Genomic DNA, 19016 nt, shown 5'->3' on the forward strand with positions numbered 1-19016 from the left:
CAAGAGGAGACAGACAGATGCCGACCGCCTCGAAGCTCGTGGGCGCGCTGCTCTTCGCCGCGCTGGGATATGTCGTCTCGCTTATCGCCATGCCGCTGCTCGATGATCTCGAGACGATCCCGCGCACGCCCGAGATCAACGCGGTGATCGGGATTGGCATCGGCTGGTTCATGGCCGGTCCGCGCGCCGGCGGCGGCATCGTCGAAGGGCTCAGCAACGGCATCACCACGATGGTGGTCGGGCTACTCGCCGTGCTCCTGGTGCATGGCTCGCTTTACGCGCTGCGCGCCTCGATGCGCGGTCGGCACAGCGACCCCTCCGACACGATCGAGGCGATGGTCGATTTCATGCTGCAAAGCGCGCAGCGGCTGGCGACGCCCGAGGTGATCATCATGCTGCTGGCGGGCGGGGCCGTCATCGGGCTGCTGCTCGAGTTCACGCGCTCGCAGGCGGCCTGACGCATGGACATCTTCGTCTTCGGACCGCTGGCCGATCCGGCGACCTATCTGGCCGTGACCGGCAATCTTCTGGAAGGCCGGCCAGCCCGGCTCGATGGCCATGCCCTGCGCGGCGCGCCGGACGATGTGCCGGGACTCGTGCCCCAGCCCGGCGGCGTGGTCGAGGGCGTCGTGGTGGCGTCGCCGGAGGGCAGGGCGGCCCGACGATTGGCGGCCTACCACTCTGCGCTGGGTGCTGCGCCCCGCATGGCCGGTGTCTCCCCTGCGCAGGGACCGGCTTGCGAGGTCATGCTGCATACCACGACACCGGAGCAGGACGCCCCGGAATGGGACGAGGCGACATGGCGGGCCGGAGCGGCCGCGCGCTGGGCGCTGATGGCGGGCGAGATCGCCGATCATCAACCCCCGCTCGATCCCGCGAGCTTTGCCCGTCAACGGGGCATGATCGCAGCCCGGGCCGATGCGCGCCGGCGTGCCGCCGCCGAACCGGCTCCCGCCGAACTGCGCCATCCGGCGCGCCCAAACGACAGCGAGTGGCGCGAGGTTGCGCCGCCCGCAGGCCAGTTCTTCCGTTTGTCGCAGATGCGGCTGTCGCATCGCCGCTTCGACGGCGGCAGGGCCGAGGATCTGCCGCGCGAGGTGCTGGTCGGCGTCGATGCGGCGCTGGTGCTGCCCTACGATCCGCGGCGCGACCGGCTGCTGATGGTCGAGCAGTTCCGCAGCGGCCCGGCCCGGCGGGGGGCGGCCAACCCGTGGTGCCTCGAGCCGGTGGCGGGGATCGTCGACGCGGGCGAGAGCCCCGCCGAGGCGGCGCTGCGCGAGACCCGCGAGGAGGCGGGGCTGACGCTCGGGGCAGATCGGCTGATCCCGATCTTCGCCGGCTATCCCAGCCCCGGGTCGAGCACCGATTACTTCCACTGCTTCCTCGCCCTCGCCGATCTGCCGCAGGCCGAGGGCTGGCATGGCGGGCTGGAGGAGGAGCATGAGGATCTGCGGCTGCATGTCGTGGGCTTCGAGCGGGCGATGGCACTTGCCGCCACGGGAGAGATCGACGTGCTCCCGATGCTGGCCATGCTTCACTGGCTCGCACAGAATCGTGCGCGACTGCGCGCCGAGGCGGGAATGCGGGATGCTTGAGTTCCCGGCGCTCCCTGCCTATTGCTCGGGCAGAACAGGAAAGGCCGCCAAATGGACATCAAATCCGACCTCGCCGCCGCCGTCGGCAACACACCCCTGATCCGGCTGCGTGCCGCCTCCGAGGCCACGGGCTGCGAGATCCTGGGCAAGGCCGAGTTCCTGAACCCCGGCCAGTCGGTCAAGGACCGCGCCGCGCTGTGGATGATCCGCGACGCTGTCGCGAAGGGCACGCTCAAGCCCGGCGGCACCATCGTCGAGGGTACCGCCGGTAATACCGGCATCGGTCTCGCGCTGGTGGGCGCCTCGATGGGCTTCAAGACGGTCATCGTCATCCCCGAGACCCAGAGCCAGGAAAAGAAGGACATGCTGCGGCTCGCCGGGGCCGAACTGGTGCAGGTCCCCGCCGCGCCCTACCGCAATCCGAACAACTATGTCCGCTATTCCGGCCGCCTCGCCGAGGAGCTGTCCAAGACCACGCCCGAGGGCGTCCTCTGGGCCAACCAGTTCGACAACGTAGCCAACCGGCAGGCGCATATCGACGCTACCGGCCCGGAGATCTGGGAGCAGACGCAGGGCAAGGTCGACGGCTTCGTCTCCGCGGTGGGCACCGGCGGCACGCTGGCAGGCGTCGGCATGGCGCTTCAGCCCAAGGGCGTGAAGATCGCGCTGGCCGATCCTGAAGGCGCGGCGCTGCACAGCTTCTACACCACGGGCGAGCTGAAGGCCGAAGGCGATTCGATCACCGAGGGCATCGGCCAGGGCCGGATCACCGCCAATCTCGAGGGCTTCACCCCCGATTTCAGCTACAAGATCCCCGACAGCGAAGCGCTGCCGATCGTGTTCGATCTGCTCAAGCATGAGGGGCTCTGCCTTGGCGGTTCGTCCGGCATCAACATTGCCGGTGCGATTCGTCTCGCCCGCGAGCTCGGGCCGGGCCATACCATCGTGACGGTGCTGTGCGATTACGGCACACGCTACCAGTCCAAGCTGTTCAACCCCGATTTCCTCAAGGCGAAGGGCCTGCCCGCGCCGGACTGGCTCGACCGGGGCCCGTCTTCGATCCCGGGCGTCTTCGAGGACGCATGAGCGCCCCATCCTTCGCGGCCCGCGAGGGTGCGCGCCTGGCTCGGCGGCTGATGCTGCCGATCTGGCTCGTCATCGCGGCCGGACCCGTCGTCGCGCAAGGGATCGACCCGGCGCCCGGCGGGCTTTTCGACGCGCCCGAGGCGGCGCAGGAGGCGACCGATCCGGTGCCGTCCGACGCCCCGGCGGCAACCGTCGAAGAGGCGCTGAGCCCCGAGGTCGCCGAGGCCGAGGGCGAGCCGGCCGAAGGCGAGACCGCGCCGGCGGAGGGGGAGGCGGATGCCGAGCCTCTCACCCCCGCGACCGCCTATGGCCCGGAAACGCCGAGCCTGCCGGGCAGCGGCCCGCTGGCGCAGGTGCTGGCCGAGAGCGGCGTGGACTGGGATAGCTGGGAGCGCACCGCGGCGCGCAGCGCGGCGGTGTCCGAGCGCGGGCAGGGATCCGATTTCGCCCTGCAGCGCCTGCGGACCGATCTCGTGGTCTGGCGCGACCGGTTCCAGCAGGCGCGCAGCGCCAATTCGGCGCGAATCGCGACCGTCGAAGCGCAGCTGACCGCGCTGGGCGCCGCGCCCGAATCCGGCGCCGAGGACGATGCCGTCGCCGAGCGCCGCGCAGCCCTCAGCCAGGATCTGATGCGCCTGCGCGCGCCGATCCGTCTCGCCGACGAGGCCTATGCCCATGCCGACGGTCTGATCCGCGAGATCGACCGGCTGATCCGCGAACGCCGTGGCGCCGCGCTCGGCAATCGCGGTCCTTCACCGCTCAATCCCGCGCTCTGGCCCGGTGCGCTGGTTGTGGCCTTCGAGCGGGCCGAGGCGCTGGGAACCGAGCTGCTGGCGCGATGGACCACGCCGGGACTGCGCGAGGCCACGATCGCGGCGCTGGTGCAGGCACTGCCGCTGGCGCTCGCGGGCGGCTTGCTGATGCGGGCCGGGCAATGGGCGCGGCATCTGCGCCGCCGGATCCTCGAGGCCGACCGGCGCGGCTCGCGGGCCTTGGGCTTTGCGGTTTCTCTCGGACAGGTCGGGCTGCCCTTCGCGGGTCTCGTTCTGATCGCGCAGGCGCTCGAACGGCTGGGTCTCGACGGGCCACGCGCGGGCGCGCTGCTGGTGGCGTTGCCGGTCGCGGGTCTGTCGGTGCTGCTCGCCCGCTGGATGGCCGGGCAGTTCTTCGGCCCGGAGGCGGCGCAGCCGATCGCGGGCATCGCCATCCATCGCCAGAACCGGGCCCGCCGCTGGGTGATGTGGCTCGGCTGGGCGATCGCCTTCGAGCAGCTGTCGCAGGCCGCGATCACCAGCGCCGACGCCCCCGAGGGCGCGGTGGCGGCGCTCTACCTGCCGCTGCAGCTCTTGGTGGCGGTGCCGCTGTTCCTGCTGGGGCGGACCCTGGCGGGGGTGACGCATGACGCCGAAACCAGCCCGCCCACGCCGCAACCCGAGAACGCGCGGCGCGACACCACCGGCTTCCGGCAGACGCTGCTGTCGGTGCTCGGCAAGGTCGCGATGGTGGTGGCGGTGCTGGCGCCATTGGTGTCTGTGCTGGGCTTCGCGGCATTGTCCGAGGCGATCCTGGTGCCGGCGATCAAGACCATGATGCTGATCGGGGTGCTGGTGCTGCTGCAGCGGCTGGTCTTCGACGTCTGGACCGTTGCGACCGGCTCCGAGGATCTGGCCCGCGACGCGCTGGTGCCGGTGCTGATCGGGCTGTTCCTGATCCTTGCCGCCGCGCCGGTGCTGGCGCTGATCTGGGGCGCCCGGCCCGAGGATCTGGCCGAGGTCTGGACCCGCTTCCGCGAGGGCTATTCCTTCGGCGAGACGCGGCTACAGCCGACCGACCTGCTGTGGCTGCTGGTCGTGTTCGTGGTCGGCTACACGCTGACGCGCCTGGTCCAGCGGGCGCTGCGCTCGGTGGTGCTGCCACGCACCAAGCTCGATCTCGGCGGCCAGAACGCCGTCGCGGTCGGCTTCGGCTATGTCGGCATCACCACGGCGGCGCTGCTGGCGATCACCACCGCCGGCCTCGACCTATCGAACCTCGCCATCGTCGCCGGTGCGCTCTCGGTCGGCATCGGTTTCGGCCTGCAGAACATCGTGTCGAACTTCGTCTCGGGGATCATCCTGCTGATCGAACGGCCGATCGGCGAGGGCGACTGGATCGAGGTCGGCGGTCAGTCGGGCTATGTGCGCGACATCTCGGTGCGCTCGACCCGGATCGAAACCTTCGACCGGACCGACGTGATCGTGCCCAACGCCGATCTGGTGTCGAACCAGGTGACCAACTGGACCCGCGGAAACTCCGTCGGTCGGGTGATCGTGCCGGTCGGCGTCGCCTATGGCAGCGATCTGGAAAAGGTGCAGTCGATCCTGCGCGACATCGCCGAAGACCACCCGCTGGTGCTCGCCAACCCGGCACCGGCGGTGCTGTTCCGCGCCTTCGGGCCCTCCAGCCTCGACTTCGAGATCCGGGCGATCCTGCGCGACATCAACTTCGTGGTCGCGGTGCAGTCCGAGATGAACCACGAGATCGCGCGCCGTTTCAAGGCGGAGGGGATCGAAATCCCGTATCCGCAGCGGGATCTGTGGATCAAGAACCCCGAGACGCTGCGCCCGGTGGCGCCGGGCGACGAAAGCTGAGGCCGGGGCGGCCGGTTGGCGGCATCTCCGCTACTCGGCCGCCTCGCGACGCTGTTCGCCTTCGCGGCGTTCGGTCTCGGGCTCTGGCAGCCCCTCGCGCGACAGCAGGATCGCGATCGGCCGGAGCACCGGGATCTCCGAGCAGACGATCATCGCCGCCACGGTGATCGGCACCGACAGGAACATGCCCGGGATGCCCCAGACCGCGCCCCAGAAGGCGAGGCTGATGATGATCCCGAAGCTCGACAGCCTGAGCGCCCGGCCCATCATCATCGGGTCGAGCACGTTGCCGTTGATGAACTGGATCACCCCGGTGATCGCGAAGATCGCCGCGGTGGTGCGCGGATCGCCGAGCTGGACGTAGGCCACTAGCGCCACCAGCGCCGTGGCGACGATCGAGCCGATATTGGGGATGTAGTTCAGCAGGAAGGTGAGGATGCCCAGCGCCACGGCGAGCTCCAGCCCGAACAGCCCGGCCAGCGCCCAGACCATCACCCCGGTCATCAGCGACACCAGCGTCTTGACCGCGAGGTAGCGGTTCACCCGACGGATGATCGAGCCGATGATCCGACCGACCCGGTCGGCCTGCACCGGGTCGCCGACGAAGTTCACCAGCTTGGTCGAGAACCAGACTCGTTCGGCGAAGAGGAAGCCGACGAAGAGGATCACCAGCACGGTGCCCTGCATCAGGTTGCCGGCCTGGCTCGCGAAGGCGCGGATATAGCCGCCCAGCTCGATCGTGCTGACCGAGTTCAGCACCGCCGCCTCGGTGCTCTCGCCTGCCCATGAGAACAGCGCCGCGATCGCCTCTGGCGCCCGGTCGACATAGCTCAGCGTGGTGATCAGCACGGTGTTGACCTGCGCCAGCACCACGGAGGTGAGGAGCAGCAGCGCCGCGGCGATGGCCACGACCGCGGCGATCGAGGCGAGCCAGTTCGGAATCGCGAGCGGTCCGATGCGGGCGCGGGCGATGAAATTGATCGCGTCGCTCATCAGCGAGAAGATGACGATGGCGGTGACCAGCGAGATCAGCAGGAACCGCGCCTGCACCAGCAGGAACAGCACCACCGCGAAGGCGATGATGATCAGCGCCACGTCCTGGATGCGGTGCGGATCACGCGGGCCGCGCAGCCGATCCGGGTCGGAGCGCCTCGCGGGCAGGGGGGGTCGGGTCATCTGAGCGGCGTTCTCGTCGTCGTGCTTGCCGCCACAGTATGGGCGAGCCGCGGCCCGGGGGCAATCGAAGGCAAAACCCCGTCCTTCGCCCCCTTGCATTGCCCTGCGCGCTTGGCTACTGAGCCCGCAACGGAGCGGTGGCCGAGTGGTCGAAGGCGCACGCCTGGAAAGTGTGTAGGCGGGAAACCGTCTCGAGGGTTCGAATCCCTCTCGCTCCGCCAATCAATCTAAAAACTCCCATGCCAATCAAGCGTTTAAATCGCTGTGACGCTTCGGCGTCCCCCATTTTAGCCCCCATATGTTATCCGCATGGAGTGCCCCGGGGCCATTTCCCATAGTGTGGATACGAGCATTTGGCGGGTGATGTCGGTCCCTGAAGGTGGGGGCAAGCTTTCGGACACCCCGCCCCGGTCGTTTCGCCCGAACTCAATGCATGTGGTGAAGGAGCACGGGTATACGATGGCCTACTCGCTTTCATTTACCCTGGGGCATCGCCGCCTCTGGGGGCGTCGAATCGTTGCCTTGTATTAGTGCCGTCGGGCAGATTTGCATGAGCGGCTCAGGAGGGAGAACGTTGGGTAGGATTTTCAGCGCTTTTGTCAGCGTCTTCTTGTTCGTCGGAGCGGGACTTCTGAAAGGACTTTTCAAATCTGGCAAGCGTGTCGCACACTCATCAGGTGGAACTATTTGGCGCGGCGCAAAGGGATTCGTAAAGAACACCTATCGACGATAAATGGCGCAATCTGCTGCTAGGAGAACGGTTTAGCGAGACGTCTCGCGAGGTGTCTTATGGCGAGCAACTCGGTGCCGTACAGTCCGTGCTTGTATTGACCGTGCGCAGCGCCCCTAGGTGCCCCGCCACGCGCACCATGCATACGGCAAACGGACCAGCCTCGAACGGCTGGCGCTTGGCATGGCTGTCCTGTGCGTTTGGTTCTAGCAGAGCATCTGGATGCTGCTTGCAAACGTTGAGTAGGGTGCATGGGGTTAGCGCTGGTGTTTTTCATGACCCCCAGCGCTTTCCCCTGCTGGCAGCAGGTCCGTCATTCTGTGCCATATCCTTAAGAAGATTTATCGAACAATGAGGCTGTTGCTGTTCGCGCCGACTACTGGACGAGATAGCTGACTGTCCCCTGCATTCAGACAACGGAATGTCACGTCGTGATGAGCGACAGGGTCGCCAACCCAATCGGGGCGAACGTCTGACTGGCTCTGCATCACTACCATTTGTTGGCCTCGGCTGGCGCAGTATGCGTTTGCTTGCTCAAGACCAGCCTTCTTGGCCGCAAGCACGCCACCCAATTCGTTAGTAGTGACGATGCTGAACGTGTCGGGGCCCAGAGGCATAACCCCGGAAGTCTGAGCGCAGGCACCAAGTAAGGCAGTGAAGGCCAGGGGGATGAGTAAACGACGTTGGCGCATAGACCAGTATCCTTGAGTTGATTCCTTCTACATTCAGGATCGTTGGGGGTGAAGCAGTCGGGCGGAAGGCGGTTTTGTGCTTGATTGAAGCTTTAAGATTAACTGTGCCTCCATGGTTATGTCTGTCGCTTCCTCGGCGACATGGTGACAGCGCCCACAATAGCTTGCCCGCCGCTTTCAACCATTACCCGCTCAACCCTGACCGTCTGCTGCGCTTTCGCGCGATGCTTCTTTAGCGCCTCCATCTGCGCGAGGTAGGTGCGGCTGAGCCGGGTCATAGAGCGCTCCAGACTTTCGCGAACCTGATAGCTGCTCGACGTATCAACCATTCGCCGCGCCATCTCGGTCATCGCCGTATGGGTCGCTGTCATCTGCACGACGAGCATGGCCTCGATGCCGTCGCGGGGCTCGATCTCGACAGCCATGGCGGCAAGCAGGTCGCGGTAGTCCTCGCCTGACCTGCCCAGCGCGTTCATTGCCGTGCGCATGAGGCCAGACGCGGCCTCTCGCGTATTGGTCCCGAAAAGCCTCCGGAGTTGGTCAGGGCACTCTGTTTCGATGCTCACGACGCCTTTTGGTGAGGTGCTAAACGTCGGCGCGGTGCGTGGCTTGGAAGGCGTGGCGGGAAGCTGTGACATGGCCCGTTCCTTACAGGGGAGTGGTATATATTAGCGGTCCATCTCAGAACCCGAGGCGACCGGCAGAACCGGCCTGACGGGTTTCCGAGCGGACCCATGGCGTTTGAGGTGGTTTCGGGGCGGACCCATGGGCGAGGCTGACGGGTCCGCTACAGAACCGCGTTCTGTTTTTGGTTGCCACGACCGCCAGTCGTTCGAGGCCGTGCTCTGGGGCCTGCCGCTTTCGGGCTTGGTGGTGATGCGCCATTCGTTGGCCTGCCGCCCGTACCAGTTGCCTTGCTTGGTCAGGACCAAGAGGCCCTTGTCCTGCAACTCGTCGAAAGCGCGCTGGGCGGTCGCCTTGCCCATGCCGAGCGTCTCCGCCGCCTCGTTTAGCGACAGGAACAGCTTCCCGTTGTTCGCGCCGTTGTAGCGGGTGTGCAGCTCGAGCAAGACCTTGATCGCTGGACCTGACAGCGCACGCCATGCAGGCGACTTGAGAAGCGCGTAGGGGAGGGGGGCGTATTGCCCCTCCTCCGAACGCTTGCCTTTCCGGCCTCTAGCCATTGTGCGGGCCTCCATAGGCCAAGGATGCGATCAGTCGCGCCGTGGGTTCAGGCAGGCCGTGCTTGCGCATCACGCGGCGCGTTCCGGGCGTGGGGGTGCGGGTCGGGCTCTTGGAAAACACTGGGGTCATTTCCGCGCCTCCCGGCCGACGGGCGTGACCTCGACCGCGCAAGCAAGCCGGTAGCGCGCGTGGTGGCCCTTATAGGCCCCTTCGTGCGGCTCCATTTCCGTCTCAATGGAGATGCCCAGCTTGCGCAAGTCATGGACGTAGCCAGACCAGCGCGGCGCAGGACGCTCCAACGTGCTGAGGCCGCGCGGCCCGGCTTGTGCCAGTTGGTGCATAGTCCAGCCCAGCCGACCCTTGAGCCTAAGCGTGCGAGGGCGTTCGCCCTCCCGCAGAAGAACGTTCACTATCATGGCGATAGCCTCTTTCAGTGAGAGGCAGGCTCGGGTATGGATGGCGTGTGATGCACTACCCAGCGCCCGCGCTCTCGTTGAGACGCGGGTGTTGTTCTACCCGATGTTGGAATTGGCGACGGGGCGACTGGCAAGCCAGTCCCGCACGGCGCTTTCAGGCCATGCCACCGCGCGCTCACCCAGCCGGACGGGTCGCGGAAACTGCCCCTTCTGCATCATCGCGTAGAGGCTGGACCGGCTCAAGCCGGTCATATGTTCGACGTCAGGACGTCGGAGATGGCGTTGCGTCACGCACTGTCCTTTTCGGCTTGGCCCCTTGGAATCGCTTGCGCGGTCTTCGGGTCGGTGCAAGGGTCGAGCCTAGGACATTGATGAGCGTCAATTACGTCCTCAGCCCGTCGTTCCGGTTCTGATCAACCGGAGGGCGGGCTCTCTTGTCCTGCAATGGTACTTGAGAGTGCCCTATGGACACTATGTAGTGTATCATAGCACGTTCCAAGCTACAGATTGTGTTTGACACAGCCCTATCCACAAGAAATTGCGATTTTGCCACAACATGAAATCGCGAGTTGCGGCCCCTTGCTTTGCCTCGCAAGTCCTTATTCGGACTGCATTTCGTCAAGCTTTTGGTCGGGTCCGAAGATGTCTCGGCTCTGGCGGCTTGACAGGCCGACAGAGCCCCGGCTGGCTGCCGTGCCACGTCACCTGCATATGGCCCAAGCGCGCTGAGGAAGTGCTGAGTGACTGGAAACTAAAGGAATATCGCTGTGTCGCTAGCGTGCCATCTGGTGGGCGCATCGTACTTGCGGCGTGCTTACACTAGAACCGATCCATGAAGTTTCATGCGTAGGCCCCCCGGTTCACTGAGAATGCTATTTGGGATGGCCGAATGAAGCGGCTCTTTTCGTCTCGAACAAGCAGACAGAGCATCGAGAGCGTCGAGCGTGGCGCAACTGCTCCGGTATAGGGTACCTCATGTTTTAGCGCGAGGACGAGAACTCACTCATAATGAAGTCAGCCCAACCGCCCATCAATACGCGCCGCTTTTCGAACAGGTCCGACCGCGCATAGGCGGCTTCGGCCTTGTCACGGATTACATGCGCCAATGCGGCCTCGGAAACCTCGCGCGGCGCGTTGGTCTGCTCCTGTGCCCAAGTCTTGAACGACGTGCGGAAACCATGCACGTCGACATCAAATCCGAGTTCCTTGACCAGCTTGGCCAGGGTCATATCGGAGAGGGGCCGTCCCGCCTTCGCGCCGAGGAACACGAAGCCGGTCCCGGTGCCCAACGCCTGCGCCTGACGTAGCAATGAGACGGCATGGTCGCTGAGCGGCACGCGGTGCTCGCGCCCTGCCTTCATACGTTCGGCCGGAATCGTCCACACGGCTCGATCCAGATCCATTTCCGACCAATCGGCCAGCCGAACCTCGCCTGAACGGCAGGCAGTAATCACCAACAATTCGAGCGCCAGCTTGGTGAAGGGGCTCGCCTTGGACGCGCGGATGGCTTTGAGGCAATCTCTGACCTCGCCATAGGGCATGGCCTTCCGATGGCGCTGGGCACGGCTCTGGCGGGGCAGTGCGCTTGAAATGGATTCGGCGGGGTTGTCCTGCCGCCATCCCTGCGCGACTGCCCATTTCATCACCGTGCCGATGCGTTGACGAACACGGCGGGCGGTCTCTGGCTTCTCCAACCAAATGGGTTGCAGGACCGCCAGAACGTCGGCGGTGGTGATGTCTGGCACGCGATGGCCACCGATGTTGGGAAAAGCATAGGTTTCGAGCGTGGAGATAAATTGCGCGGCGTGCTTCGCGTTGCGCCAGGAGGGGACATGGATGGCGTGCACTTTGCGCGCGGCCTCCTCGAATGTGAGCGTCGCCTGTGCCTCGCGCTTGGCCCTGAGCGGGTCGCCACCTTGCCGGGCTTCCCTGCGGTTCTCCTGCGCCATCTCTCGCGCTTGAGCGAGGCTGACGAGCGATGCCGAGCCAAGACCGATTTCCGTTCGCTTGCCCCGAATGACAATACGTTGCACCCAGCGCCGGGCACCGCTTGCCTCGACCTTGAGGAACAGCCCGTGCCCGTCGGTGTATTTGCCCGGGGCTTTCACGGTTCGAACGAAGGCGGCAGACAGCGCCTTCTCCGGGTGACGTCCCGCTTTCAATCCTGTCCGCCCGTCTTGACCGTCCGCCATTACGTCCCCCATCCTCATGTGGAATATGGGGGACGAGACTGGAACCCACAAGCACCTAATCTCTCGTAAGCACCTGTATTTTATACGTTACGGGAATAGACTGGAATGCGCGGCGGCGGACTCTCGCTCCGCCATTCTCGATTATTTTCAGTAAGTACCAAATTTGCCTAGCCGGTCGGGAGACAGGCTATGCGGCCTCGCATTCTGGTTTCCAGCGAGTGGACCGATCGAAAATGTTCCGAGCTGCTTTAGCTGCGCGGAAGTGAGGGGCAATCGGCAATCCCGCGGGGCTCGGGCTTCCCCTGATGCCGAGACGGCTGGCCGTCGTGGTGACACGTCAGTTCTTTCCTGTTCCGCGAGGGAGGGGGCGCTGCGATGCGGTGGCAGTCTCCGTCCAACAATGCGGCCGCTATCCTTTCGCTGAGGCCGCCCTCTCCCATTGCCCTAATGCAGAACGTGCAGGCTCTGAGTAGTAGAGGGGCATGAAGAGTGTATCCCCAGAGTTGTTTGATCTCCCGTCTTGGGCGTGGATCCTGTTGCCGATCGTCGTGCTGCTTCTGGCCAGTCTCATGGATCGGAATGGCAGAATGCGCGGATCCGGGCTGGGCCTCATCGCGACGTCGCTGGTGATCTTCGGCGCCGTCGCGCTGACCCGGTGGTCCCACTTCGTCTAAAGCGAACGCGGCGTCTGGCGTAAACGCCGACCGTCCATTCATGCGCTGATCCATCTCGTCTTTGTGGGTCATTTGCCTGTCCGGGCGTCGGCGCGGGAGGCGAGGTGCCGTCCCGCATGGATCGCGTCGGTGGGATAGCGTCTCGTGCTGACATGGCGCTCGCTGCCCCTTGCCAGGGGTCGAGGGGACGCTCTTCTGCATGACCCATAGGATCGCCCTGATGCCCTCCGGTCGCCCCCCGGACCGGCATGTTCGATTGGGTTCCCGAGAGTTCCGCTGAGAAGCCGATGCGAGGCGGGTTGAATACGAGCGGGCGGGTGCAACCAACTGGGCTCTTTGAATGTTTGGCAGCAATTCATCGCATCCGTTCAGGAGTTTCCAAATTGGGTAAGTTATTTCGTTTGAACGCTGCCGCGCTTATCCTGGCCTTCGCCTCGAGCGCGCAAGCGGGGGGCCTTTCGGCGCCCATCCTCCAGCCGGGGCTGCCCCCCGTGGCCGGAGCGGAACGCGGCGTGGCGGGCGAGATTGCCTATAGCAACCCCGCCACCCGCCGCAGCGTCGCCGAGGCGCCGCGCTATGCAGCGTCCTGCGCCGCCGTGGCGCCGGTGATCCGGGCGCTTCAGGCGCAGGGCTTCTCCGCCTTCGATGTGGCAGTCGGCCCCAGCCAAGCGCGGATCGCCGCTATCCGCGGCGACGTCATGAACGAGTTCGTCTATGACTGCCGGACCGGTCAGCCGCTGTCGCAGCGCGGCGCACGCGTCCCCGCCAGCCGCGCACCGGGCATCACCTACGCGGCACGGGCCGAGAGCCGCGACTTCGTCGATCTCGGTGGTGCTGTCGGCACCGCCGCGACGGCCGCACTCGCGGCGAATGCTCTGAACGCCGGCGGCGCGTCGACCGATGCCACGCTGCAAGGCGGGGCGACGGTGGCGGGAAGCGCAGATCTTCCGCAGGCCGGTGGCACGACCGAGGTTGCGGCAGGGACGCAGGCGACCGGATCGGGTACGGTCGGCGGCACGGGCGGAACGACTGCAGTGGTCGACGCCACCGGCTCGGCTCCCGTCGGCGGTACAACCGTGACGGACGCCCGGGCGACCGGGACGGCGACTTCGACTTCGACCTCGACCGCAGTGGCGACGGCCAGCGCCGACGGTTCGGCGACGTCCGAAACCAGCACCGAAGCGCGCGGATCGCGTTCGGGGGGGCTGTTCGGCATGTTCAACAAGGACCGCCGCGACGACCGCAAGGCGCGGGATGACCATCGCGACGATGACGATGAAGACGAGGATCGCGACCTTGCCGATCGTGACCGTAATGGCAAGGATCGCGGACGGCGTGGCGGCTGCGGCGAGGTCGATGACGACGAAAACCGCTCGGACGGGAAAGACAATTGCGGACATGGCAACAATGCCGACGGGATCGACGAGGACAATCCCGGTCTCGCGAATGGTGGCGGGCCCGCCGACAAGGCCGGCTCCGGCAATGGCAAGGGCCCGGGGCAGGGTGGCCTCGGCGGCAAGGCCAAGGCCGACGCGTCCGGCAAGACCGACAAGGCGGCCAAATCCGACAGCAATGCCAAGGGCCCGAAGGGCCGCGGCTGACGCGACACGGTTGTATCGACCGCTTTGAAACTCCGAAGGCCCGCGCTTCCATGGCGCGGGCCTTGTCGCATTCGAAGCCCTGCGCATGACGACGCGTCGCCACGCGGCATGGGAACGGGTCGCCGCAGGCCACCTGTCGCCCGATCACACAGCGTTCGCTAAAACATGATCTGTGACGCTTGGTAAATCTCCGTGATTTGCCAATGTGTCGCGCCCACATAATATGATGGAAAGAAAAAGATTCGCCTTCCGGGGGGACGGACCGCGTGCCGAGCACGCCAACCGACGAGAGAATGGGCCGATGGATGTCTTTACCCGCTACGCCGAAAACTACGCCAGCTCGCGAACTGAGGAGCTGAGCCTGCAGGAATACCTCCTGCGATGTCGGGAGGACCCATCCGTGCGTGCCACCGCCGCAGAGCGGATGATGCGCGCGATAGGCGAGCCGGAACTGGTGGATACCAGCCACGACCAGCGGCTCGGCCGGATATTTCTCAACCGCACCGTCAAGATCTACCGCGCCTTCGAAAGCCTCTATGGCAACGAGGAGGTGGTCGAACGGATCGTCGGCTTCTTCCGCCACGCCAGCCAGGGCCTCGAGGAGCGCAAGCAGATCCTCTACCTTCTTGGCCCCGTCGGCGGCGGCAAGTCGACCATCGCCGAGATCCTCAAGGCGTTGATGGAAAAGGAGCCGATCTACGTTCTCAAGGCCGGTGACCAGATCAGCCCGGTCTTCGAAAACCCGCTCGGTCTGTTCGACCGCGAGCGGTTCGGCGATCTGCTGGAGGACAAGTACGACATTCCGCGCCGCCTGCTCACCGGGTTGATCAGCCCCTGGGCGGTCAAGCGGCTCGAGGAGTTCGGCGGCGACATCTCGCGCTTCTCAGTGGTGAAGATGCAGCCCTCGCGGCTCAGGCAGATCGGCGTCACCAAGACCGAGCCGGGCGACGAGAACAACCAGGACGTCTCGGCGCTGGTCGGCAAGCTCGACATCCGCAAGCTTGAACACATGGGCCAGGACGACCCGGACGCCTACAGCTACTCGGGCGGCCTCAACCGCACCACCCAGGGCCTGCTCGAGTTCGTCGAGATGTTCAAGGCACCGATCAAGGTGCTGCACCCGCTGCTGACCGCCACGCAGGAGGGCAGCTATACCGGCACCGAGAACATCGGCGCGATGCCCTATCAGGGCCTGATCATCGCTCACTCCAACGAGGCCGAATGGCGCCAGTTCAAGGGCAACCGCAACAACGAGGCCTTTCTCGACCGGATCTCGGTGGTCAAGATTCCCTACTGTCTGCGCGCCACCGAGGAAGCACGGATCTACGACAAGCTCCTGCGCGAAAGCTCTCTGGGCAGCGCGCCCTGCGCCCCGGAGACGCTGCCGATCCTCGCGCGCTTCTCGGTGCTCACCCGGTTGCAGGAGCACGAGAACTCGACCCTCTACGCCAAGATGCGCACCTATGATGGCGAGACGCTCAAGCATACCGACCCCAAGGCGCGCAGCATGCAGGAGTATCGCGACGCCGCCGGTGCCGATGAGGGGATGACCGGCATCTCGACCCGCTTCGCCTTCAAGGTGCTGGCCGAGACGATCAACCACGATGTCGATGAGGTCGGCGCCGATCCGGTGCACCTGATGTATGTGCTCGAACAGGCGGTCCGGCGTGAGCAGTTCCCCGAGGAAATCGAGGCGCGCTATCTCGATCATCTGAAGTCCGATCTCGCGCCGCGCTATGCCGAGTTCATCGGCGAGGAGATCCAGAAGGCCTATCTCGAGAGCTACGCCGATTACGGCCAGAACCTGTTCGACCGCTACATCGCCTATGCCGACGCCTGGATCGAGGACCAGGACTACAAGGATCCCGATACCGGGCAGATGTTCGACCGCGACGTGCTCGAGGCGGAACTGGCCAAGATCGAGAAGCCGGCGGGCGTGTCGAACCCCAAGGACTTCCGCAACGAGGTGGTCAAGTTCGTGCTCAGGGCACGCGCCGAGAACGAGGGCCGCAACCCCGACTGGCGCGGCTACGAAAAGCTGCGGCGGGTGATCGAGAAGCGGATGTTCAGCCGGGTCGAGGACCTGTTGCCGGTGGTGAGCTTCGGCGCCAAGCGCGACAAGGACACGGATGCCAAGCATGCCGAGTTCGTGGAGCGGATGGGCGAGCGGGGCTACACGCCGCGCCAGGTGAGGAGGCTCGTCGAATGGTACATGCGGGTGAACAAGGCCGGATGAGAAAGGGGCGGGCATGACGCATTTCATCGACCGCCGTCTCAACCCCAAAGGCCGCAACCTCGGCAATCGACGTCGCTTCATCGGCCGCATCAAGGCGCATGTGCGCGAAGCGGTCGACGCGAGCGTGCGCAAGCGCGGCATCACCGACATGGAGGCGGGCACCGAGGTTTCGGTGCCGCGCGACAGCCTCGGCGAGCCGAGCTTTCGCCACGCCTCCAAGGGGGGCACCCGCGAGGGGGTGCTGCCCGGCAACCGCGAATACCGCGCCGGCGACGAGATCCCGCGACCCCAGCAGGGCGGCGGCGGGGCCGGGCGGCAGGGCGCGCCAGACGGCGAGGGCGAGGACGACTTCGTCTTCGCGCTGTCGCGCGACGAGTTCCTGGACATCTTCTTCGAGGATCTCGAACTGCCCGACCTGATCAAGCGCAGCCTCGCCGGCAGCGCCGTGCATCGGCCGCGCCGCGCCGGGCTGTCGGTCACCGGCGCGCCCGCCAACCTCAATGTCGGCCGCACCATGCGCCGCGCCATGGGGCGGCGGATCGCGCTGCGGCGTCCGTCGGACGCCGCGCTCGAAGAGTTGCGGGACAGGCTCTTCGCGCTCGAGGCGGTGTTCGAGCCGGATGCCGAGCAGCGCGCCGAGATGGCCCGGCTGCGCGAGGAACTCGAGGCCGCGACCACGCATCGCAAGCGGGTGCCCTATCTCGATCCGCTTGATCTGCGCTACAGCCATTTCGAACCGCAGCCAGAGCCCCGCGCCCGCGCCGTCATGTTCTGCCTGATGGACGTGTCGGCCTCGATGGGGGCGCGCGAGAAGGACCTCGCAAAGCGGTTCTTCGTGCTGCTGCACCTGTTTCTGCGGCGCCGCTACGAGACGGTCGAGCTGGTCTTCATCCGGCACACCCATCTGGCCTCGGAAGTCGACGAGCAGACCTTCTTCTATTCGCGCGAAAGCGGCGGCACGATGGTCTCGACCGCGCTGGCCGAGATGCATCGCGTGCAGTCCGAGCGCTACCCCGCCTCGGAGTGGAACATCTACGCGGCCCAGGCCTCGGATGGCGACAACTACCAAGGCGACAGCCGCGACTGCCAAAGCTGGCTCGAGGGTGAGCTTCTCAAGGTCTGCCAGCACTTCGCCTATGTCGAGATCATCGGCGAAGCCGAGGCGCGGATCCTGCGCGACGCGGCGCGCGGCACCGAGCTGTGGATGGCCTATCGCGAGGTCGCCTCGCGCTGGCCCAACTTCGCGATGCGCCGCGTGGCCGGGTCGGGCGACATCTACCCGGTCTTCCGCGACCTCTTCGCCCGCAAGACGGAGGCGGCGCATGGCTGAGCTGCTCTTCGATGGCCCGGACTGGAACTTCGACACGCTCCGGCGCACCACCGAGGCGATCGAGGAGGTCGCGCGCGACGATCTCGGGCTCGACGTCTATCCCAACCAGATCGAGATCATCTCGACCGAGCAGATGCTCGACGCCTATTCCTCGACCGGCATGCCGCTGATGTATCGGCACTGGTCCTTCGGCAAGCAGTTCATCCATCACGAGCGGCTCTATTCCAAGGGCGCGCAGGGGCTGGCCTACGAGATCGTCATCAACTCGGATCCCTGCATCTGCTACTGCCTAGAAGAGAACACCATGCCGATGCAGGCGCTGGTGATCGCCCATGCCGCCTTCGGCCATAACCACTTCTTCAAGTCGAACCACCTGTTCCGGCAATGGACCGACCCGCGCGGCATCCTCGACTATCTCGACTATGCCCGCAATTTCCTCAGCCGCTGCGAGGAGCGCTACGGCCCGGGGCGGGTGGAGCGGACGCTGGATGCGGCGCATGCGCTGATGAACGCCTCGGTCTTCCGCCATCGCCGTCCGGCGCAGCCCTCGCTGCGCGCCGAGGCCGAACGCGCCGAGAAGCGGATCGAGGAGGACGAGCGCGCCGCCCACTATTTGTGGAGCCGGCTCGAGGCCGAGCGGCGCTCCGATCCTGGCGAGGACGAGATCGTGCAGCGGCGCCGTGCGCTCGGCCTGCCGGAGGAGAACATCCTCTACTTCCTCGAGCGCCACAGCCCGGTGCTCGAGCCGTGGCAGCGCCAGACGCTTCGGATCGTGCGCAACATGGCGCAGTATTTCTATCCGCAGCGCCAGACGCAGGTGATGAACGAGGGCTGCGCCTGCTTCGTGCATTTCCACATCCTCAACCGGCTGCACGAACAGGGCCGGATCGGCGACGGCGCGATGCTCGAGATCCTGCACAGCCATTCGAGCGTGCTGTTCCAGCCCGGCTACGATCACCCGGGCTATAGCGGGCTGAACCCCTACGCGCTGGGCTTTGCCATGATGCGCGACATTCAGCGGATCTGCGAGGCGCCGGAGGAGGAGGACCGCTCCTGGTTCCCGGCCATCGCCGGCTGCGGCGACTGGCGGGGCGTGCTCAAGGATGCCTGGGCCAATTACCGGGACGAGAGCTTTATCCAGCAGTTCCTCAGCCCCAAGGTGATGCGCGACCTGCGGCTCTTCGCACTGCGCGACGCCGAGAGCGAGGAGACGCTGCGCGTCACCGCCATCCACGACGAGGGCGGCTACCATGCGGTGCGCGACACGTTGGCGCGCAGCTACGACCTGTCGAGCCGCAGCCCCGACATCGAGGTACTCGACGCGGATCTCGCGGGCGACCGCATCCTGCGGCTGCGCCATACCCTGCGCAACGACGTCCCCCTCGATCCGCGCGAAAGCGAGGCGACGCAGGCCTGCCTGCGGGAGCTGTGGGGCTACGAGGTCGAGATCGAGGAGCTGCAAAGCTGACCGAT

Annotated in this window: 15 protein-coding genes and 1 tRNA gene; 10 read left to right on the plus strand and 6 right to left on the minus strand. The window is 65.8% G+C overall.

Annotated elements, in window-relative coordinates; genetic code table 11:
• The first annotated feature begins 17 nt into the window (after nt 1-17).
• Genes T8T21_RS01500 through T8T21_RS01515 form a run of 4 tightly spaced genes read left to right on the plus strand, consistent with a single transcriptional unit; the run spans nt 18 to nt 5311 of the window.
• Nucleotides 18-458 (plus strand): TrgA family protein, encoded by a 441-nt coding sequence (locus T8T21_RS01500; protein WP_322336511.1) that lies wholly within the window; start codon nt 18-20, stop codon nt 456-458.
• A 3-nt stretch (nt 459-461) separates the two neighbouring features.
• Nucleotides 462-1595, plus strand: coding sequence for an NUDIX domain-containing protein (locus T8T21_RS01505; RefSeq protein WP_322336512.1), 1134 nt, complete (start codon nt 462-464; stop codon nt 1593-1595).
• Between the two features lie 51 nt (nt 1596-1646).
• Nucleotides 1647-2681: a cysteine synthase A gene (locus T8T21_RS01510; protein ID WP_322336513.1), complete on the plus strand. Its 1035-nt coding sequence runs from the start codon at nt 1647-1649 to the stop codon at nt 2679-2681.
• Nucleotides 2678-5311, plus strand: a complete 2634-nt coding sequence (locus T8T21_RS01515) for a DUF3772 domain-containing protein (RefSeq protein ID WP_322336514.1) — start codon at nt 2678-2680, stop codon at nt 5309-5311. Before T8T21_RS01510 ends, T8T21_RS01515 begins: the two co-directional genes overlap by 4 nt.
• Nucleotides 5312-5341: 30 nt before the next feature.
• Here T8T21_RS01515 and T8T21_RS01520 read toward each other — a convergent pair whose 3' ends face one another.
• A complete protein-coding gene (locus T8T21_RS01520; protein ID WP_322336515.1) occupies nt 5342-6487 on the minus strand; it encodes an AI-2E family transporter in 1146 nt (381 codons plus the stop codon).
• A gap of 131 nt (nt 6488-6618) precedes the next feature.
• On the opposite strand from T8T21_RS01520, the gene T8T21_RS01525 reads away from it, so the two are divergent.
• Nucleotides 6619-6708 (plus strand) — tRNA-Ser (locus T8T21_RS01525).
• Nucleotides 6709-8025: 1317 nt separating this feature from the next.
• On the opposite strand, the gene T8T21_RS01530 is transcribed toward T8T21_RS01525, so the two are convergent.
• From T8T21_RS01530 to T8T21_RS01545, 5 genes are all read right to left on the minus strand, one after another.
• Nucleotides 8026-8547, minus strand: a complete 522-nt coding sequence (locus T8T21_RS01530) for a hypothetical protein (RefSeq protein WP_322336516.1) — start codon at nt 8545-8547, stop codon at nt 8026-8028.
• 30 nt (nt 8548-8577) lie between these two features.
• Nucleotides 8578-9108, minus strand: a complete 531-nt coding sequence (locus T8T21_RS01535; protein ID WP_407660083.1) for a helix-turn-helix domain-containing protein — start codon at nt 9106-9108, stop codon at nt 8578-8580.
• 111 nt (nt 9109-9219) lie between these two features.
• Entirely contained in the window at nt 9220-9510 is a 291-nt protein-coding gene (locus tag T8T21_RS20820; RefSeq protein ID WP_407660084.1) for a winged helix domain-containing protein, read from the minus strand.
• A gap of 96 nt (nt 9511-9606) precedes the next feature.
• Nucleotides 9607-9801, minus strand: a complete 195-nt coding sequence (locus T8T21_RS01540) for a helix-turn-helix transcriptional regulator (RefSeq protein WP_322336518.1) — start codon at nt 9799-9801, stop codon at nt 9607-9609.
• Between the two features lie 689 nt (nt 9802-10490).
• Complete coding sequence (locus T8T21_RS01545; protein WP_322336519.1) at nt 10491-11702, minus strand: tyrosine-type recombinase/integrase; 1212 nt, start codon at nt 11700-11702, stop codon at nt 10491-10493.
• 482 nt (nt 11703-12184) lie between these two features.
• Here T8T21_RS01545 and T8T21_RS01550 point away from each other — a divergent pair, with 482 nt between their 5' ends.
• The 5 genes from T8T21_RS01550 to T8T21_RS01570 all read left to right on the plus strand — a co-directional run bounded on the left by T8T21_RS01550 (nt 12185) and on the right by T8T21_RS01570 (nt 19011).
• Nucleotides 12185-12376 (plus strand): hypothetical protein, encoded by a 192-nt coding sequence (locus tag T8T21_RS01550; RefSeq protein ID WP_322336520.1) that lies wholly within the window; start codon nt 12185-12187, stop codon nt 12374-12376.
• Between the two features lie 248 nt (nt 12377-12624).
• Complete coding sequence (locus tag T8T21_RS01555) at nt 12625-13977, plus strand: hypothetical protein (RefSeq protein WP_322336521.1); 1353 nt, start codon at nt 12625-12627, stop codon at nt 13975-13977.
• 301 nt (nt 13978-14278) lie between these two features.
• Nucleotides 14279-16213 carry a PrkA family serine protein kinase gene (locus tag T8T21_RS01560; RefSeq protein WP_322336522.1) on the plus strand — a complete coding sequence of 645 codons (1935 nt, stop codon included), beginning with the start codon at nt 14279-14281 and terminating at the stop codon, nt 16211-16213.
• 13 nt (nt 16214-16226) lie between these two features.
• Nucleotides 16227-17543, plus strand: a complete 1317-nt coding sequence (locus tag T8T21_RS01565; protein WP_183475226.1) for a YeaH/YhbH family protein — start codon at nt 16227-16229, stop codon at nt 17541-17543.
• Nucleotides 17536-19011 carry a SpoVR family protein gene (locus T8T21_RS01570; RefSeq protein ID WP_322336523.1) on the plus strand — a complete coding sequence of 492 codons (1476 nt, stop codon included), beginning with the start codon at nt 17536-17538 and terminating at the stop codon, nt 19009-19011. Before T8T21_RS01565 ends, T8T21_RS01570 begins: the two co-directional genes overlap by 8 nt.
• Nucleotides 19012-19016 lie beyond the last annotated feature (5 nt).

Source organism: Limimaricola variabilis, from assembly GCF_034371605.1.
Taxonomy (GTDB): Bacteria; Pseudomonadota; Alphaproteobacteria; order Rhodobacterales; family Rhodobacteraceae; genus Limimaricola; species Limimaricola variabilis.